The sequence below is a fragment of the Candidatus Tumulicola sp. genome (genome assembly GCA_036490475.1).
In the GTDB taxonomy this organism is placed as follows: Bacteria; Vulcanimicrobiota; Vulcanimicrobiia; order Vulcanimicrobiales; family Vulcanimicrobiaceae; genus Tumulicola.
Map to the genome: position 1 here is coordinate 110,530 of DASXDT010000001.1, position 18,432 is coordinate 128,961.

Annotated in this window: 14 protein-coding genes; 3 read left to right on the plus strand and 11 right to left on the minus strand. The window is 61.1% G+C overall.

From position 1 onward, the window contains the following. Positions 1-5: 5 nt before the first annotated feature. The 5 genes from VGF98_00640 to VGF98_00660 form a co-directional block, all read right to left on the minus strand. Positions 6-629: a hypothetical protein gene (locus tag VGF98_00640; protein HEY1680134.1), complete on the minus strand. Its 624-nt coding sequence runs from the start codon at positions 627-629 to the stop codon at positions 6-8. A gap of 69 nt (positions 630-698) precedes the next feature. Then, positions 699-1,850, minus strand: coding sequence for an alpha/beta hydrolase (locus VGF98_00645; GenBank protein ID HEY1680135.1), 1,152 nt, complete (start codon positions 1,848-1,850; stop codon positions 699-701). Further along, a complete protein-coding gene (locus VGF98_00650; protein ID HEY1680136.1) occupies positions 1,850-2,377 on the minus strand; it encodes a cytochrome c in 528 nt (175 codons plus the stop codon). The genes VGF98_00645 and VGF98_00650 overlap by 1 nt, the downstream gene beginning before the upstream one ends. A 39-nt stretch (positions 2,378-2,416) precedes the next feature. Continuing rightward, positions 2,417-3,064 (minus strand): response regulator transcription factor, encoded by a 648-nt coding sequence (locus VGF98_00655; protein HEY1680137.1) that lies wholly within the window; start codon positions 3,062-3,064, stop codon positions 2,417-2,419. Then, complete coding sequence (locus VGF98_00660; protein ID HEY1680138.1) at positions 3,061-4,617, minus strand: HAMP domain-containing sensor histidine kinase; 1,557 nt, start codon at positions 4,615-4,617, stop codon at positions 3,061-3,063. Before VGF98_00660 ends, VGF98_00655 begins: the two co-directional genes overlap by 4 nt. A 57-nt stretch (positions 4,618-4,674) precedes the next feature. Here VGF98_00660 and VGF98_00665 point away from each other — a divergent pair, with 57 nt between their 5' ends. Further along, a complete protein-coding gene (locus VGF98_00665; protein HEY1680139.1) occupies positions 4,675-6,765 on the plus strand; it encodes a hypothetical protein in 2,091 nt (696 codons plus the stop codon). Further along, complete coding sequence (locus tag VGF98_00670) at positions 6,762-7,208, plus strand: hypothetical protein (protein HEY1680140.1); 447 nt, start codon at positions 6,762-6,764, stop codon at positions 7,206-7,208. The genes VGF98_00665 and VGF98_00670 overlap by 4 nt, the downstream gene beginning before the upstream one ends. Before the next feature lies 1 nt (position 7,209). Here VGF98_00670 and VGF98_00675 read toward each other — a convergent pair whose 3' ends face one another. From VGF98_00675 to VGF98_00685, 3 genes are all read right to left on the minus strand, one after another. Then, positions 7,210-8,805, minus strand: a complete 1,596-nt coding sequence (locus VGF98_00675; GenBank protein ID HEY1680141.1) for an ABC transporter substrate-binding protein — start codon at positions 8,803-8,805, stop codon at positions 7,210-7,212. Between the two features lie 18 nt (positions 8,806-8,823). Further along, positions 8,824-11,592, minus strand: a complete 2,769-nt coding sequence (locus tag VGF98_00680; GenBank protein HEY1680142.1) for a S41 family peptidase — start codon at positions 11,590-11,592, stop codon at positions 8,824-8,826. A 110-nt stretch (positions 11,593-11,702) separates the two neighbouring features. Next, positions 11,703-12,089 (minus strand): DUF1648 domain-containing protein, encoded by a 387-nt coding sequence (locus VGF98_00685; GenBank protein HEY1680143.1) that lies wholly within the window; start codon positions 12,087-12,089, stop codon positions 11,703-11,705. A 119-nt stretch (positions 12,090-12,208) separates the two neighbouring features. On the opposite strand from VGF98_00685, the gene VGF98_00690 reads away from it, so the two are divergent. Then, positions 12,209-13,402 (plus strand): hypothetical protein, encoded by a 1,194-nt coding sequence (locus VGF98_00690; protein HEY1680144.1) that lies wholly within the window; start codon positions 12,209-12,211, stop codon positions 13,400-13,402. A gap of 681 nt (positions 13,403-14,083) precedes the next feature. Here VGF98_00690 and kdpC read toward each other — a convergent pair. From kdpC to kdpA, 3 genes are read right to left on the minus strand one after another with little or no spacing between them, the layout of a single operon-like run. Then, on the minus strand, positions 14,084-14,662 hold the full coding sequence (gene kdpC / locus VGF98_00695; GenBank protein ID HEY1680145.1) for a potassium-transporting ATPase subunit KdpC: 579 nt from the start codon (positions 14,660-14,662) through the stop codon (positions 14,084-14,086). A gap of 16 nt (positions 14,663-14,678) precedes the next feature. After that, a complete protein-coding gene (gene kdpB, locus VGF98_00700) occupies positions 14,679-16,730 on the minus strand; it encodes a potassium-transporting ATPase subunit KdpB (GenBank protein ID HEY1680146.1) in 2,052 nt (683 codons plus the stop codon). A gap of 1 nt (position 16,731) precedes the next feature. Next, positions 16,732-18,432 carry a potassium-transporting ATPase subunit KdpA gene (gene kdpA / locus VGF98_00705; protein ID HEY1680147.1) on the minus strand — a complete coding sequence of 567 codons (1,701 nt, stop codon included), beginning with the start codon at positions 18,430-18,432 and terminating at the stop codon, positions 16,732-16,734.

Sequence of the window (18,432 nt, forward strand, 5' to 3'; positions counted from 1 at the left end):
TATCACTACGCTTTGGGCGACGCAAATACCGCGGGCGACACGGTAACATTCGGCTTGTAGTTGCTGAATGAAAGAGTGCCATCGACGCTGTAGCCCGGAAAGCGCGCGGAGATATCGGACTTCATAGGTAGCTGGAACGTCCCTACCTCCGCGTAATAGTCAGTTAGCTGCAGCGTCCCACCGTTAGTATAGTTCCACTGCACGTGTTGGATGAGCGCCGACGCGTCGCCGACCGTAACACCGATACTCTTAACGCGGCTACCGGTGTTTTTTGGAACGAGCGAATAGGTCGAAATCGTACCGGTGTCGCCGAGTGCGGTTACGGTGTAATCGTTGTTCAGCTTGCTAAAGCTCGGCGTGGACGTAGCGAGATCCTTGAACCGGGCCAGCTGTCCCGTAACGTTTTGAAATTCGATCTTTCGGTTCGGCTTGAGATAATAGACCGTACCATCGAACGTACGGTGCATCGGCAACAGCACGTGCAGGGTCGCGGAAAGTTGGGCAGAGGCCGTATACGATTTTAGACCCGGATTCGGGTCGGCGGCCCGGCGAAGCAAATCCAGCGAGGCCGTACTTGCGGATCGCGCGTCGAGCGGCACGATAGCGATCAGTGCGATGAGAAGCGCCAAGCGTCTTGCTTTCCGGTACGTCGTGCCCGTTGGGCTTACTAATGGTCTAGCCATGCGTAACCTCCGGATTCAGATTGTGTCGTCGAGCCAGTCGAAAACTGCGCCGTTGAGCAGCGAACGATTGCCCATTTCGCAGTGGCCGCCGGCGCCGTCCTCGGCTGCAAAATGCAACAGCGTCTTCGGGCAGGTTAGGCTGTCGTACAGTTGCGGGGCGCCGGCGGCAAGTGGATCGTTCTCTGCCATCGTTAGCAGCGTCGGACACTGAATTTGCTTGGCAGAATCGCCCAAGTCGTAGCGCTGCATCTCCGTTAAAAACTCCGACAGCGTGGCTTTTCCTTGCACCCAGAAGCCGCGCTGCACGAACCGCCAATGTAGGCCCGGGTCGTTGTCAATCTTCCGTTGCAGTTGGTCGGCGCTCGCGCCGCCCGTAGCACGCCCAAAGACGGACATCGCGCCCGACAGTCCCGGATCGGCGACGCACGCCGCTAAACGAGATTCGTGCACTGCCGCGCGCAGCGCCAAATATCCGCCGAAACTCCATCCCAACAGCACCAACGGGCGTTCGGAATATTCGGGGATTGCTTTGACACAATCGATGACGGGCGTCACCACGTTCTCCCAATCGGGTCGCATCGCAATACCGTCGCGGATCAGCGGGGCGCCTTGCCCTGGACCATCGTACACGAAGCAGTCGTAACCGCGCCTCGTCGCTGCAACGATGGACGCAAAATACTCATCTGTGACCGTCGTGTCGTAACCGCTGGTGAAAATCAGTAGCGGGTCACGGTGATCGACACCATCCTGGGCAGCAAATGCGTAGGCCGGCAATGTCGTAGATTCGTATGGGACGTGCAGCGACGCGGCGGGCGAATCTAACATTGCGACCGCTTTACCGAAGGTATCCATTTGCTTGTCGAAGGCGGCGGTTAACCGAGGATCCACGGGTGTGCCAAATAGCGGGCGATACGAGATTCCGTAAAAGCAGGCCGCTTTGAAGAGCAGCGCGCGTGCCGACTCACCATGGCCGGCGCTTTCAGCTTGTTGGGCTTGCTGCGCGCGTCGATCGGCCGCGGAACTCCAGGCGTTAAAGAATGCAGACGCATCGCCGGTTCCGACGGCGGACGCGATGGCGACAGCTTCACCAAAATCGATGCCGCCGTACGGAATGTACGCGAGCGCCAGCGACGCGAGATCATCAAACAAGGCGTTTTGATACAGCATTATTTGTCGACCGATACTTGCGACCAGGCGCGTTGGGCCGTGGGGCTGAGGCTATCCATATGTTTGAGAAATAGCGCCACTTGCCAGATCTGCGTATCGCTGAGCGAACCGCCAAACGACGGCATCCCGGTCCAACGGATTCCGTGGGTGACCTTCCAATAGGTATAGCCGTCGGCGTCATCCTCGACTCCGTGGTGAGCGAACTGCGGAGCGTGCTGGTACAGCCCTTTGGCAACATTGCTCGGGTTGCCACTCGAATCTCCGTGGCATAGGGCGCAGTTCTGCGCGTAGAGCTTGACGCCGGCGAGCACGTTAGCATCGTTGAGCGGCAGCGGATTGTTGACGTTCGGAGCTTCGCGATGCATCGTCGCGCGCAACGAGGCACGCGCAGCCCACTCCTCAAGGCCATTCGGGCGAGCATCGGCGTTGGCCGGAACCATGCCCGTCCTTAACGCCACGAGTCCGCCGATAGCGATAACCACTATCGTGAGGACGACGCCAACGACGATTCCCTTTAACAAACGCATTCTCCGAAAGCGACTAGCAACGCCCCTTTAGGAGTTTCCTTAAATGTACCCTTTGCGGAGTGCCGTGACCGCGGCTTGGGTTCTGTCCGCGGCCGAGAGTTTCTCGAGAATATCGCGGATGTGGCCTTTGACCGTGCCATACCCGATGTAGAGTTGCTCGGCGATTTCGTTGTTGCCGCGGCCTTCGGCGATCAAACGCAGAACATCGGTTTCGCGTGGCGTGAGCGGCGAGGCCGCACCGCTTTGCAATTCGTTAGCGCGTTCGCGGCCCGCGACGTGGGCGAGCACGATCTGGGCGATTTGCGGATCGAAATAGGCGCCCCCCTCGGCAGCGAGGCGCACCGCGCTGACGATGCGCTCGGGCTCGGATGTTTTCACGCAATAGGCGTCGGCACCGGCGGCCAGCGCTGCAACCACTTCGCCGGGAGCATCCACCATCGTGACGATCACCACGCGAGTAGTGACGTCGCTTTCGCGAAGCCGGCGGGTGAGTTCGATCCCGTCGAAACCGGGCAACCCAATATCGACCACAGCGACGTCGGGCCGTTCGCGAAGAATCGCTTCCAAGCCGAGGGGCCCATCGGCGGCTTCTGCCACGACATCGCTGGTTGTCTCGAGTGCAACGCGCAAGCCGGCGCGCGTCAATGCGTGGTCCTCGACGATGACGACCTTCGGTCTAGCGTTCATTCTTGGGCTTTCGGCAAGCGGAGCGTAAACACGCTGCCTTGTGGATCTCGCGGGCCGTAGGTGACGCTGCCGCCGTGCTTTTCGGCGATGCGGCGAACGATATATAAGCCTAGGCCGCTGGATACCGCGCCTCGGGTTCCGCCGAATCGCTGGAACAGCCATTCGCGCCGGTCGGGCTGAACGCCGTAGCCGTCGTCGGTCACTTGCAATATCACGTCGCCGGCGTCCGCGAATCCGTTCACCACGACGTTCCCGTTTCGCGGCGTGGCGGCAATCGCATTGGCGACCAAATTGAGAAGCGCACGACGAATTTCGTGCGGGTCGCCGGTGATGGCGAGCGGAGCGTCGCGCACTTCGCTTCGCAACGTTATGGCGTTCGAGCGCGCGAGCGGATCCAGTTCTTCGACGGCGGTATCGAGCAGCGGGCCGGCATCGACGCGCTCGCTAACGCGCGATTCTTCACCGGTTTCGTAACGCGCGACCAGTAGCAGCGTTTCGACGATGCGCCGCGCTTCCTCGTTGGACGCTTGCGACGCGCGCAAGACGTCGCTGTAGCGATCCGGCAACACCCCGAACGCGCCGTCGAGCGCCTGTTTCGTGGTGACTCCCGCGGCCACCAACGGCGTGCGCAGATCGTGCGCGAGGGTGTAGATCATGTCGCGAATTACGTCGGTGGTGCGTGCGGTTTCGTTGCGGCTGGCCGCGATCTCGTCGTTGCGACGCCCGAGCTCGGTGAAGACGTAGGCTTGTTCGAGCGCGACCGAGGCTTGCTCGAGAAAGGCTTTCATGGCGGCGGCCGTGCCCGCATCGAAGGACGTGCCGGGTGCGGCGATTGCAAACAGCACGTGCGCGCCACCGGCGTACTGCTCGGGAATCTCACCAACGAGTGCCTCGGCTGCGCCGTCGAGCGCAGCGAGCCGCAGCCTTCCAACGGCGTCGTCAGCCGTGACGTGCACGATGGCACCGTCCTCGCGCGTTTTAGCGACGAGCGACGCAATATCGGGTGAGAGTGCGTCGCGCGTATACGATGGTTCGCCGCCATCGTCGAGCCGAATCACCAGCGGCGGTTCGGCCGGAAGATCGTAGACGATCAGACGCGTCGATGCGGCGTGCAACAGTGCGATCGTTTCGCTGAGAATCGAACGCCGCACCAAATCGAGGTTGAGCGTTTCGCGGACGCGGCCGGTGGCGGCGCGTAGGGTTCGTTCGATTGCGACTTGGCGTGCGCGGCCGTTGGATTCACCAGCTTCGCGCGCCAGGCGTTGCGCCACGATGGTGAGATAGGCGACCAACGCGAACGAGGCGGCCGCAAGCAACCGATCGCCAATGGCGATGGCATCCCAAATGTGTCCGGCGCGCGCGCCGTCGGTGTAGCCGGCGATGACGTTGAGCACTTGCGCCGTTATACAGAGCTGCAACGTTAGGCGCGGCTTGAGCGCCAAACCGCTCAGCGCGATCGGCCCGTCGAACAGAATCGCCGTGACGAACAACTGCGGCGTGAACAGGTCCACGATCCAAGCGGCGATTAGCAGCGCGTAGCAGAGCAAGCCCACACCGGTGGGTTCTCGGCCCTTGCGGGGGCGCCATGCCGCGCGCAGAACACGGCGGACGTGGATCGCAGCCTCAAGGCCGAACAACTGCTCGCCGAGATCGGCGGGCGACCGCGTTTGGTGGTGTACGTCGCGGCCGCGCCGGGCGCCGGAAAGACGCGGCGGTTACTGAACGAGGGCGTGCGGTTGCAGGCCGGCGGCAAACGCGTCTTTATCGGTTGGATCGAAACCAAGGGCAGGCTCGATTTAGAAGAGCTGGCTTCCGGGTTGCCGCGGCTTCCCGGCCGGCGCGCCATAGTAAACGGTGCGGAGTTTTCGGATTTCGACTTCGAAGCGGCGCTACGCGAACGGCCCGACGTGGTGCTGCTCGACGAGCTTGCGCACGAGAATCTGCCGGGCGGCGCGCACGTGAAGCGATGGCAAGACGCCGAGGCGTTGCGCACTGCGGGAATCGGCACGATCGGCGCGCTCAACGTGGCGCATTTGGAATCGGTTGCGCCGACGGTCGAATCGCTGGTCGGCTATCCGGTGCGCGAAATCGTGCCGCTGTCGTTTCTAAAATCGGCCGACGAAGTGGTGGCGCTCGACGTGTCGCCGCGGCTATTACGCGGGCGTGTGAAGGCCGGCAAGGTGACCGACGAGCGCGATGTGGAGCGTGCGCTCAACGGCATCTTCGAGGATCGCACGCTTGCGAGTTTGCGCGAGTTGTTGTTGCGAACGGTAGACCGTTTGACGTTGCCGACGCTCAAAGCCAGCGGCAACGCCTTCGCGACGGCCTTGGTGTATCCCGATCACGATCCGGCGGCGTTCTTAAAGCGCACTTCGGCAATCTCGCACGCGTTGGATTTGGAACTGGAAATCGTACCGACCGGCGGGGCCGACCGCAACGCGCTCGAGGCGACTGCGCGCGAAGTGGACGGCGAGGTATTGCGCGAGATGCCAACGCCGGCGTTCGATAACTTGAAAGCCGCGCTGGTGGCGTTGCCGTCGGGACGCGACGCCGCGCGATTGGCGAACTTGCCGTTGTCGTACGATTTGTTTATCGGGGCGCTGGACCAGGCGCATTTGGGCCGTAACGCGGCGTTTTCGCCGTATTCGAATTCGGCGGCGGACCGGATGCGCGTTGGATACGGGCGTTTGAGCGTGTATTTAGGACCGGCCGCCGGTTCGGGCAAGACGTTTGCCATGCTCGACCGCGCGCATCAATTGCAAGACGATGGCGTCGATGTGGTCGCAGCCTTTGTGGAGACGCACGGCCGATCCGAAACCAGCGCGTTACTCGACGGGCTCGAAGTGCTACCACCGCGAGCGATCGTCGCCGAGGGCATCACGTATACCGAATTAGATCGCGACGCGCTTTTGGCACGCAAACCGCAAGTCGCGCTGATCGACGAGTTGGCGCATACCAACGCGCCCGGCTCGGTAGCGCCCAAGCGTTTTTTCGATGTGCTCTCGGTGTTGCGGGCCGGCATCGACGTCATTACCACGCTCAACGTGCAACATCTGGAAGGCTTGGCCGACTCGGTTCGGCGGCGTACCGGCGCCACGGTGCGCGAAACGCTGCCCGACGGTATTCTCTCGCTGGCTGATGAGATCGTCTTGATCGACATCACGCCCGAAGCGCTGCGTCAGCGTTTGCGTGAAGGAAAGATCTATCCGACCGAGCGCATCGATAGTGCCTTAGAGAACTTCTTCCGCACCGAGCATCTCGAGGAGTTGCGCGAGTTGGCATTGCGCGAGGCGTTGCACGGTCGTTATCGCGATTCGGTGCCGACGCCGTTCGATCGCATTTTGTTGACGTTGGGGCCGAACTCGCTGGAGTTGCCGCTAGTGGCACGCGCCGGCCGCATGGCGGCGCGCCTGTCGATCGAGTTTACGATCGTGCACGTGACCGATCCGAAAGAACCGGCAGATGCGGCGGCGGTGGCGGCGGTGCGCGAGCACACCAGCAAGACCAACGTCGAGTGGATTGAGGAAGCGCACGCCGACGCGCCACGCCGCGTCATCGAAATCGCCCGAGCCATCCCCGAAACGGTCGTGGTCGTTCCGGGTACTCGACGCAAGCCCCGGCTGCTGGCGCGTAAATCGTTCGCACGGCAACTGTTGGATGCCGGCGCACTCGAGTTGCTGGTGTTGGCGCGCTCCTCGTGAAGGCGCTTGTCGGGTCTATCGCCGCAGCGTCGATTCTGGTTGCGATCGCCGGTTGTGGCGCGCGAACGCCCTACCAGATGTCGGATCAAGATAAGCAGCGCTTCGTCGATGTCGCACGGGTCGCTCGCGGTGGCGGAAACGCTCCGCTGATCTTCGGAATCTCCGACTGCACCGTCTATAAGGCCGTTACGAAGGACCAACAGATCGTCGACTGGCGCGTGATTCTACGATCGGATTGGGGTCAGCAGTCGTATCCAAAATTTATGACGGCGTGTGTCGACGAGCATCTGAAATATTCAGCCCCGTACGTGCTCGTCGATATGTGTGCCCGCGCGATCGGCGCCGGCGGCGGCTGCAACGGCGGCGGCACGTACCGCAGCCGCGATGGCGAACGCTGGCAAATTCAAGGCAACAGCCTACGTTGGTATCCGCTCCCGAAATAGGCTAAAAGTGCCACCGTGCGACAGACGCGTACGGGCCGCTCTTCGCGGATGGTTCGTACCCGCGCAAGGCGTTGGGGATAACGTCGATTTCACTGGGTTGCCACAAGAATACGTACGGAACATCCGCAGCCAGTTTGCGTTGGATGAGGCTGTAATATGGTTTGCGCTCGCTGCGTTCGTAGGTTGCCAGCGCCCGATGCAGCGCGAGGTCGACATCGGGATCGCAATAGCGCGCGAAGTTAAAGCCGTTCGGGGGAACCTGACCGCACGCTACGTAGGAGGATGGATCGGGATCGAGACCGGTTTGCATCCCGAGTAGCGCGATTTGGAACGTTCCGCGTTCGAGCGGTCCGCCCGGCGCGTACAGCTGATTGATATCGTATGGCTTGGCTTTGACGTCGAAGCCCGCGACTCTCGCCTCCTCGACGATCAGCGGGACGATGGTGCCGGCTGCAAACGACCGGCCGTAGAAAACGAATTGCAATTGCAGCCGGCGGCCATTCTTGGTTCGAACGCCATCGGGGGCGGTGTGCCAACCGGCCTTTTCTAGTAGCTCTCGCGCTCGCTCCGAATCGTAGGTTTGGGCGTCGGCCTTCGGATCGTACGCCCACCCGAACAGGCCACGCGTCCCGGTCGCCGCATCGTACATTCCGTACGTGGCTTTTTTCGCGATCGCCGACCGGTCGATAGCGGCAGCGAAGGCGCGTCGCACGGCTACATCGTGAAACATCACATCGCCGAGATTCAGAACGATCACGCCGAAGCTTGGCCGGTCGCGCGTGACGACGACGGTGTGTTCCGGCAGTGCGCGTAACGACCGGATCTCGGCGGGACTGGCCAGGAACGTGGCGTCGACATCGCCGGTTCGCAATTCGTTGAGGATCGTCGCGTGATTCGAAACGAAACGGATGCTGATGCGCGCGATCTTCGGCGTTCCGGCATAGTAGTGGTCGTTGGCCACCAGATCGAGACGGTCGCCGCGGAGCCATCGTTCCAGCCGATACGGTCCCGAACCGATCGGCGAAAGATTAAACCGCGCGGCGACCAACGTTTTGTATTTTTCGAGCACGTGCGACGGGAGAATCGGCCGTCCGTCACCTCCGAAGAACGTCGCGACGATCGGAGCGAACGGACGCTTTAGTAGTACGTCCACTTCATACGGGTTGGGTGCCGAAACGCTCTCGATCGAGTCGTAATCGGACTGCGCCGGAATAGCGTTAACTCGGTCGACGCTCGCACGGTAGGTGAAAACGACGTCGCGAGCGGTGAGCGGGATCCCGTCTTGCCATCGCACGCCGTGGCGCAAGCGGTACACGATATGGCGACCGTCCGCAGAAATGCCTCCGTTAGCGACCGTCGGCACGACGGCTGCAACGTCGGGCGCGATCTGGTTACGCTCGTCGTAGCGGGTTAGCGACGAGAACAATAAGGCAGAAACGTCGCTCACATCCGGTCCTTGCAGATAGAGCGGATTGAGCGAACTTGGCTCCGACAAGCGCGCCACGACCAACTGCGACGCGCCGCGCGACGCCGCGCTGCGATGATCGCACGCTGCGACCGAGAGCAGCACTAAAATGGCAAACAAGCGAGGCGACATGTCCGGCCGGCCTTCAGGCTATATTTCGGTGGTCGGCGTCGAGTCGGGAACGATATCGACGTGGATATCCGACGCTCGGATTTTGCCGGTGCCGACCATTAAGATGCCGCCCACTGCTTGGGTTGCGTCGGGCGGCACGTGGAGAACGATCGTGAAGGGAGTCCAGTTTGTCGTCCCGTGCAGCCATCGGTCTTGCATGTTGTCGAGCTGCATCGACGGGCCGTCGATCCGCAGCCAGAAACCAGCGCCGCCGACAACGTTGTCGGTCGAAAGATATCCGCGCACGCGAATCGTCTTCCCGAGATACGGCGTAACATCGAAATGGCCACCGTACGAACCGAACGGCTTGGTCTGCGGATCGACGCCGTCCACGCTGTGCATCGAATGGGTCGGGCCACCCGAATACCCACCGGCGTCGGTCGGCTCCGCCGCAAACGTATCACCACGAAGTGTCCACGTAAACTGTAACGGACGGTCGTCCGTTCCGCGAACGCTCGACGCCGTTGTTGCGCTGCCGTAGCGCGTGAGGACGAGTTCTCTGGTCCGTTCGGCCACGGCGGCCGCTCGTCGGGTCGCCGCCGGCGATCCGCTCAGCAATAACGCTTCGTCGAGACCCGCTTGCAACACGACGTCGCTGTACTTGGCGACATCGAAGGCCGACGGTTCGACCCAACGGTCCGGCTGGATGCCGACGCGCTGAAGCTGCGTGCCGTTGGGCCAGCGTACGCCTTCGCCGCTGAAATATAGCGTTATATTACCGGGTACGACCATGCTGGTGACGTCGCCGTCGGCGCCGGCAGTTGGCGTTCCCACGAAGCGCGTTCCCGCCGCCGCGCGAAAGAGCAGCGCACTGTGCTCGGATTGACTGATCGCTCGCGCGTCGATCAGCATGACGGTCGGCTTGCGATATTTTGCCGCGTCGGATGCGGTGAGACGCTGCATAAACTGCCGATAAGCCGGCAACCAAGCAATATCGTCTTCCGCGCTGTCGATCGGGTTGCTCACGACGGGTGTTGAAAATAATGCAAACGGAACATTCGACCGCGATGTCAAGCGCGCGGCGACCGGCCACTCTGCCAATCGGGGGTATCCGCGATTGTCGAAGACGATCGCTTTCGTATTCCAAAGCGCGATAAACATACTGCCGACTTGCGAGGGCAATAAACGATCCAAATCGACATAGCCCACATTGCCGGGCAAAATCGCGTAGATCGGTTCCGCGCTCTTTTCGATCGAGCCGCCGGCGGAACGCTTCACGGTCGCGGACACGCTGCGTTTGCTGCCCGGAGCGTGATAGCGAAGCGTAACGGTCGAACCGACCGGACCGGCGATCAACGAGCCGGCGCCGTAATTCCGAAGCGCATCGAGATCGGCCGACTGCGGCGTCGAGGCGTTTATCAGCTCTTCTGCTCGTAGCATCGCCATATGGGTTGGAACACCGTCGATCGCATCGATGACGTCGCCCACGCGCATACTGGCAGGTAGCCTTCCCGAACGAGCGATTGCCGTGATGACCGCTTGATGCCGCAGGTATCGGACCGTTATCGGTACGCCGGCACCATAGTATTGTGAAACTAGGTCGCCCATGAAGGCGCCGTGCGAATCGTGCAGGTGCGCGTAGAAGCGCATGAGCCCGATCAGGTAGTCGTGCGGGTTGCGGGCCACGATCTCGTCGGAAATTGCGCGTTCGGCCGCCTTATCCCAATCGTCGTGCGAGAGCGATGTATAGGGTGAAAAGTATCGGATGACGTTATAGATACGCGCAACCGCCAGGATGCGCAGCCCCTCATCCGGGAACGACATCCCGCTGCCGTACGAATCGTCTTTCTTCTCGATAGGAAGATCTTTGCGGTCGATCTGCAGCCGCGTCGCGGGTTGGCCCATCCGGCCGATGGCGTCGGCCACGCTCTGCACCGGCGTCGCAACCGTATCGCCGCGATCGATGCCGTCGATATCACCGAGCCGGTAGGTTGCCGTGAGGCCATACTCTAGGGCAATCGACGCAGTCCTCGTTGGCTCGAACACCGGTTGGCCGCCGATACTGTAGATCGAAGCTTTTCCTGACATCGCGAGGCCGAGGATCGTCGGTGAGATCATCGTGGTAGGGCCGACCAGAAATCCGATTCTGCGGTCGCTCGACGAAGTGCCGTGGAGTATTTGTGGATCGGCAATGTCGAACCGCGAAGTATAACCGTCAAAGCTAGAACTGTGTGGCGGATACCCGATATACGAGTGCGTGCGCGTTCGCGGGAGTTCTACGTCGCCACGTACGAGCAACGATAGTTGCGAGTCGGGCGAAAACATTTCGTCGAGCGACGACATCGCCGACGCATTTGTATACTCGATACCGCGAAGGTCGAACAGGATGGCGTCGCTTTTCGCTACGAGCGCGAACGGCCGGGTGGACGTTCCGGAGTCCGCAGAAGAGTCGATGTCCTTGCCGCGATCCGCCTCTAGAGCATTCGAAATCGTAACGACCGAGAGAGGGCCGCTCGGTGAAACCGTAACCTTGAGCCGAAACTGACTCGCGCGATCGAGGTGTATCGCCGGATCGTTTACTACGGACAACCAACCTTCTATCGCTGCCAAGTAGCTCGCACGATCCGTCGCTACCCGAATCTTCGGCTCGGCCGACATGAACGTCATGTCCAATCTCTGTTGCGAACTTGGCGTCTGCGGGTCGAGATAACGTATATCTCCCCACAGTTTTATCGCCGATAGCAGCGCCGATTCGGGGCTAGCTGATTGCGCGTTTATCGGCAACGGCGTGGCGCCCAGCAAACTCAACGCAGCTGCAAGCGCAAAGCCGGCTACGGCTCTAGAGCATATCCGCATCTAGCGTACATAGGCTATGGCTAGGCCGGACCCTGCAGGATCGGCCGGGAGACGAGGCCGGTTTATCGCACGACGAAGATCGAGAGCAGGACACCCGCAAAGAACAGCGCGACGGCCGTGTAAAGGCGCGCGGGCGGTATGCGTTTGGTTCCGGCGATCGCCACGGCGATAATCTGCATCTGTATCCACCCTAGCAGCACGATTGTCAGCAGGTCGGCGTACAACAATCGCGGTCCGGCGGTCTGCGAGACACTGCGGTACACAAGCATAATAAACAGTTGAACGACGACGAGTAACCATATCGTGGCGCGCGGACCGTACCCATCGGCCCATCCTGCGATTCCAAAATGCAGCGGCACGCGATCCGGTAATTCGCGATACCGGAGCGCCGTATAGGCGATCGTTCCGGCAATCGCGGCAGCACAGAGAGCCATCGCTATGTTGACCACGTCGCTGGTTGTTACTCGGGGCGCCGAGGCAAGTTACGCCGAAGCCACTTTCAGAAAGTCTTCATCCCGGCCCAATAGGCTGAGGACACGTCGCGCAACCACCCGGAGGAACAATCGTCATGCGTTTGAGGCCATTACCCTTTAGGCTCCTCGCCGCGGCGTTCTCTTGCGGTGCGGTGGCGTTGACGTGCGCGTGCGCCGGCGTCGGGGGGGCTACGCCGGCGGCACCAGCGGGTGCCACATCCGGCCTGGCATCGGCGCACTCCGCGACCAAACCCGGGCTCGGGGCCGTGCTCACGAGTAAAGGCGGCCAGATCTTCGGATTTGACATCAACTCGACCGGCAACGACGGAATTCTATCAACCGCGACGTCGATCGAATCGTTCGACCAAGACTCGGGCGCCGTCACCGGCTCGTTTCCGAAGAAGGCTCCCGCCGGCACCACATACAGTATCGTCGGAATCACCACCGGCGACGTCGCTTTAGCGATTCGCTACATTCCGATAAAAAGCTCGATTTACTCGCGCCGCGCGTATAATACGATCGCGCCGCCGACGCAGCAGAAGTTTACCGGTAAGTGGACGCCGCCGCTCAAAGACATTCAAGTCGAGCAGGTTGCTCCAAATCAAACGGCCGCCTCCACCGCGCTGTATTCCATAGAGCTCAAGAAGAACGACATTCCGGATCTGATCGTATCGAACGTGGCCAAGAATACGTTCTCGAAGGTCGTGCATTTGGATCCGAACTTCTTTTCGCTGGGCAACGGACCGCAGTTAGCCCAGGATACGAAAACCAATCAAGCCGTGTTCGCGCTCTCGCCGGATTACGGACGAGTCGGTGGCGATCCGCCGCTCAACGTGCTGTTCGACATGAAGACCGGTAAGAAAACGCAATTCAACGGCCTGAACAACGGCTATTATCACGCCGGTTCGGTGAATGGAGCGGCGGTCGACTCGAACACCGGCATCTTCGCCACCGACACGGAGCTGAACGCACAAGTCGAATTTTACAATCTCGCGAGCAAAACCGCCACGTTCGCGCAGTTACCCTGCACGAGCGATACGTCGCAGCTGAATAGCGGGTCGGGCATCGCCAACGACTCGACCAACGGGCTGTTTATCGTGACCGAACAGTACAACGCCTGTGGAAGCGGCAGTGCGATCGTGGTCTACGACGAGCAAGGTAATATAATGGAAACGATCACCGGCTTCACCTTCTACGCGGGCGAACCGGCGCCGGTGATCAATCCTAGCAAACGAATGGGTTGGGCCTTCGGACCGTCGTTTAGTCAACTCCAGCAGTTCTTCTACTGAAGCTTCTTCGCGTCGAGCGAGTGCGCTCTCGCCACGCCGAAAGGCTCGAGCATTTCGATATCGTCGAATCGAATAACATCTGCGAGCGAAACGCTCAGCTCGTACAGCGTTGCTCTAAACTTCGATGGGAATACGGGCTCCTGACCTAGCCAAAAATAAATTTCGGCGATCGCCCCATCCGCAGAAAAGGATGCGTACAAAGCGCCACCCGATCCAGAGTCCAATCGGCCGCCAATGCACGAAGTCTGCAAAGGGTCACGAGCCGGGCGGTCCACGTGAGTTCGATGTTTATAGGTAAACGCCGGAATCGAGCTGTTCGATCAGAGCGAGGACCGGCTCGGGATCGCCGTTTCGTATCAGATCGATAGGCCGTTGATTTTCGAGAAGCGGGTGGCGCGCATTCAACCACAACCGGGTTTTTGCGGGTTCATAAAAGTCAGCCAAGCGCCGAGCGATGTAGGCCAGATTGGCAATAACCGTCTGCCTGTGAATGTCCGGGGTTGCCTTGCGCCGGCCCAGCGCGATACGGTGGCCGGGGAAACGTCCACAATGTTGGCGACGTCTTTCCCCTGAAGGCCACCCTCTGTCCGGAGGTCTTCCAGAATCCGGGAAACGGCCGTCGGCATCGTTTGGGTTACCATATGCTTTCATATTGTAACCCCGTGTGAAAGCATTATGTAACTATCTGGCCATGGAATCTTCTTGCAAGTCGAGATTTAGCGCCAGCACGTTGACGTGCGGTTCGCCGAGGAAGCCCAGTTGCCGACCCGCGATGTGTGTTGCGACGAGCGCCCGCACCGAATCGACGGACACATGGCGGGCGGCGGCGATCCGCGGCACTTGCCAGTAGGCCGCTTCCGGCGAGATATCGGGATCGATGCCGCTGGCGCTGCTCGTCACGAGATCGATCGGCGGCGCTCCGAGGGCGTCTGGATTGTCGTGCTTGAGTTGCGCGATGCGTTTTTGCGTCGCAGTCATGAGCTTGGCCGAGGTCGGCCCGAGATTCGTGCCGCCGGTGGACGTCGGATCGTAGCCTTTGCCGGCGGCCGATGGGCGCCCCTGAAAGTACTGCGGCTGCGTCCAGAGTTGGCCTACGAGCGTCGAGCCCACCACGCGCCCGTCGACCTTCACCAGCGAACCGGCGGCTTGCCACGGGAACGCGACGCGCGCGAACCCGGTCATAGCCAGCGGATACAGCAGTCCGAGAAGTACGACCGTTACGACGGTCATACGGAACGACGTGCCTAGTTGTGCGATCACGGCTGTTTGGAATTCCTTATGTCAGATGTAACGCGGTGAGAAGGACGTCGATGACTTTGATCCCGACGAACGGTACGATCACGCCGCCGACGCCGTAGATCAGCGTATTGCGGAGCAGCACGACGTCGGCGCCTCGCGGCTCGTATTTGACGCCGCGCAACGCGATCGGAATGAGCGCGACGATGATCAACGCGTTGAAGATCACGGCCGACAGGATGGCGCTTTGCGGCGTGCTGAGGTGCATGACGTTGAGCGTCGCCATCGGCGCGTAGGCGGCCGCGAACATCGCGGGCAGAATCGCAAAGTATTTGGCAACGTCATTGGCGATGGAGAAGGTGGTGAGCGCTCCGCGCGTCATCAGCAACTGCTTGCCGATTTCGACGACGTCGATCAGCTTGGTCGGATCCGAATCGAGATCGACCATATTGGCAGCCTCTTTGGCGGCCTGGGTGCCCGAGTTCATCGCGACGCCGACGTCGGCTTGCGCCAGTGCCGGTGCGTCGTTGGTGCCGTCGCCGGTCATCGCGACCAAACGTCCCGACTGTTGCTCGCGCTTGATGAGGTCCATCTTGGTTTCGGGCGTGGCCTCGGCGAGAAAGTCGTCGACGCCGGCTTCTCTGGCGATAGCGGCTGCGGTGAGCGGGTTATCTCCGGTGATCATCACCGTACGAATTCCCATGGCGCGCATGCGTTCGAATCGCACACGAATGTTCGGTTTGAGCACGTCTTTGAGATGGATCGCTCCGACGACCTGCGCACCGCGCGCGACCAGTAACGGCGTGCCGCCGCTGCGCGCGATGCGCTCGACCTGTTGGGAGAGCTCTGGCGGCGCGCTGCCGCCGCGTTCGCGAACCCACGCGATAATCGAGTCGGGTGCGCCCTTGCGGAGCTGCGCACCGTCTTGGAGATCGACGCCGCTCATGCGCGTGTAGGCGCTGAACGGAACGAATGTGCCGGCGGGTTGCGGCATGTGGCCGATGGTTTCGCGCGCCAACGCGACAACCGACCGGCCCTCGGGCGTTTCGTCGGCTAGCGAAGTGACGTAAGCGACGCGTTCGGCTTCTTTTTGCTCGACTCCGGGAGCGGCGATGATCGCGGTGGCTTGGCGATTTCCGAGCGTGATCGTTCCAGTTTTATCGAGCAACAACGTATCGACGTCGCCCGCGGCTTCGACCGCGCGTCCACTGGTGGCAAGCACGTTGCGTTGCATCACGCGGTCCATGCCGGCGATGCCGATGGCCGACAGCAGTCCGCCGATCGTCGTTGGGATCAGACACACGAGTAACGCGATGAGCACCGTCACGCTTTGCTTGGCGCCGGCGTAGATCGCAAACGGCGATAGCGTGGCGACGGCGATGAGGAATACGATTGTCAATCCGGCTAGCAAGATCGAGAGCGCAATTTCGTTCGGGGTTTTCTGGCGCTGCGCGCCTTCCACCAGAGCGATCATGCGGTCGAGAAAACCGGATCCGGGCTCGGCGGTGACGCGCACGACGACCCGATCGGAGAGTACGCGCGTTCCACCGGTGACGGCGCTGCGGTCGCCGCCGGATTCGCGAATGACGGGCGCAGATTCGCCCGTAATGGCGGATTCATCGATCGTGGCAGCGCCCGATTCGACTTCCCCGTCGGCCGCAATCACATCGCCGGTTTCGGCCACGAATCGATCGCCTTTTCGCAGCAGGGCGCTTGCGACGCGCTCTTCTTCTCCATTTTGGGTGAGACGGCGCGCGGTCGTCTCGGATTTGGTTTTCCGAAGGAAGTCGGCTTGCGCGCGGCCGCGGCCTTCTGCCACGGCTTCGGCGAAGTTGGCGAAGAGTACCGTGAACCATAGCCACAGCGCGATCGCGATGTCGAAAGCGGCGCTCGACGCGTGCACCGCCACGTCGCGGATAAAGAATCCGGTCGTTACGGCGGCGGCGGCTTCGACCACGAACATCACCGGATTGCGGATTTGTTTGCGCGGATCGAGTTTGACGAACGATCCGGCAACGGCGCCGATTAGTATCGGCCCGTCGAGCAGCGAGAGCGCTTTGGGTCGCCGTTCTAAGCGGCGCGCGGACAGCATATTAGAACGTCTTTCCTTCGTTGAGGTAGAGGTGCTCGACGATCGGACCGAGCGCGTCGGCCGGTAAGAACGTGAGGGCGCCGACGATGACGATCACGCCGATCAGTAGCACGACAAACACCGGCGAGCTACTGCGGAACGTACCTTTGCTTTGCGGTACCGCTTGTTTTCCGGCGAGCGCGCCGGCCAGCGCCAGCGTTGGAATCGCGACGGCGAAGCGTCCGAACAACATGTTGATCCCGGTCGCGATGTTGTAGAACAAGTTGGCGCCGAGGCCGGCAAACGCCGACCCATTATTGGCGTTGGTCGACGTGAAGGCGTAGAGTATTTCGGAGAAGCCGTGCGGGCCGCTATTGCTCAGCGTCGCGGTTCCCACGGGCGTTATCGCGGCGAGCGCCGTAGGGATGAGGCACAACGCAGGCGTGACGAGAATTGCCAGCACCGCGAACTGGATTTCGCGACGTTCGATCTTCTTACCGAGGAACTCGGGCGTTCTGCCGACCATCAGGCCTGCGATAAAGACGGTCAACACGACGAAGACGAGCATGCCGTATAAGCCGCTGCCGACGCCCCCGAAAACGATCTCGCCCAGCTGCATATTGACCAGCGGCATCAGACCGCCGAGCGGTTCGAACGAATCGTGCATAGAGTTCACCGCGCCGCACGACGTATCGGTAGTGACGGTCGCGAATAATGCGGACGATGCGGCGCCGAAGCGGCATTCCTTGCCCTCCATGTTTGCGCCGGCGACGCCCATGTGATGGACGATGGGGTTGCCGGCCGCTTCGGCCCAATACGTGATGGCAAAGCCGGCGAAAAACAGTAGCGCCATCGCCGTAAAAATCGCCCAGCCTTGGCGAGTGTCGCGCGCCATTTTTCCGTACATGTACGTGAGTGCGGCGCCGAGAACCAGGATCAGCAGCATTTCGATGAAGTTGGAAATGCCGTTCGGGTTTTCATTGGGCGCCGCCGAGTTGGCGTTGACGAACCCGCCGCCGTTGGTGCCGAGCTCTTTGATGACTTCCTGGCTAGCCATTGGGCCGCCGGTTAGCGTTTGGGTTTGGCCGGTTGCGGTTTTTACGTCGTGATATGCGTTGAAGTTTTGCGGGACGCCAGTCCACACCAGCGCGAGGCCGATTACGATCGAGGCCGGCAGCAGAACGTACAGCAGCGAGCGGGTGAGATCGACCCAGAAATTACCGAGCGTTTTGATGGTGGTTCTGGTTATGCCGCGAACGACGGCGACGGCGATCGCGAGGCCGGCGGCAGCAGAGACGAAGTTGTGCCACGCCAGGCCGGCCATCTGCGAGAGATAGCTCATGGTGCTCTCGCCGGAGTAGAACTGCCAATTGGTATTGGTGGTGAAGCTGATGGCGGTGTTCCACGCGAGGTCGGGTGCCATGTTATCGAAGTGCTGCGGGTTAAAGGGCAGCCATTTTTGCGTTTGTAGCAGAACGTAAAGATAGGCAACGCCGATGAGTGAAAACGCCAGCAACGCGAGCGCGTAGACGATCCACGACATCTCTTGGTCTTCGCGCACGCCCGTTATTTTGTAAATCGCGCGCTCTATTGGTTGCATTATTGGCGTGAGCCAGGTCTTGCGGCCTTCGTAGACTGCGACTAAGTACAGTCCGGTCGGTTTCGTCAGCGCAAGCACTGCCGCGAAGAGCAGCAGCGCTTGGATCCATCCTATGGCAGTCAT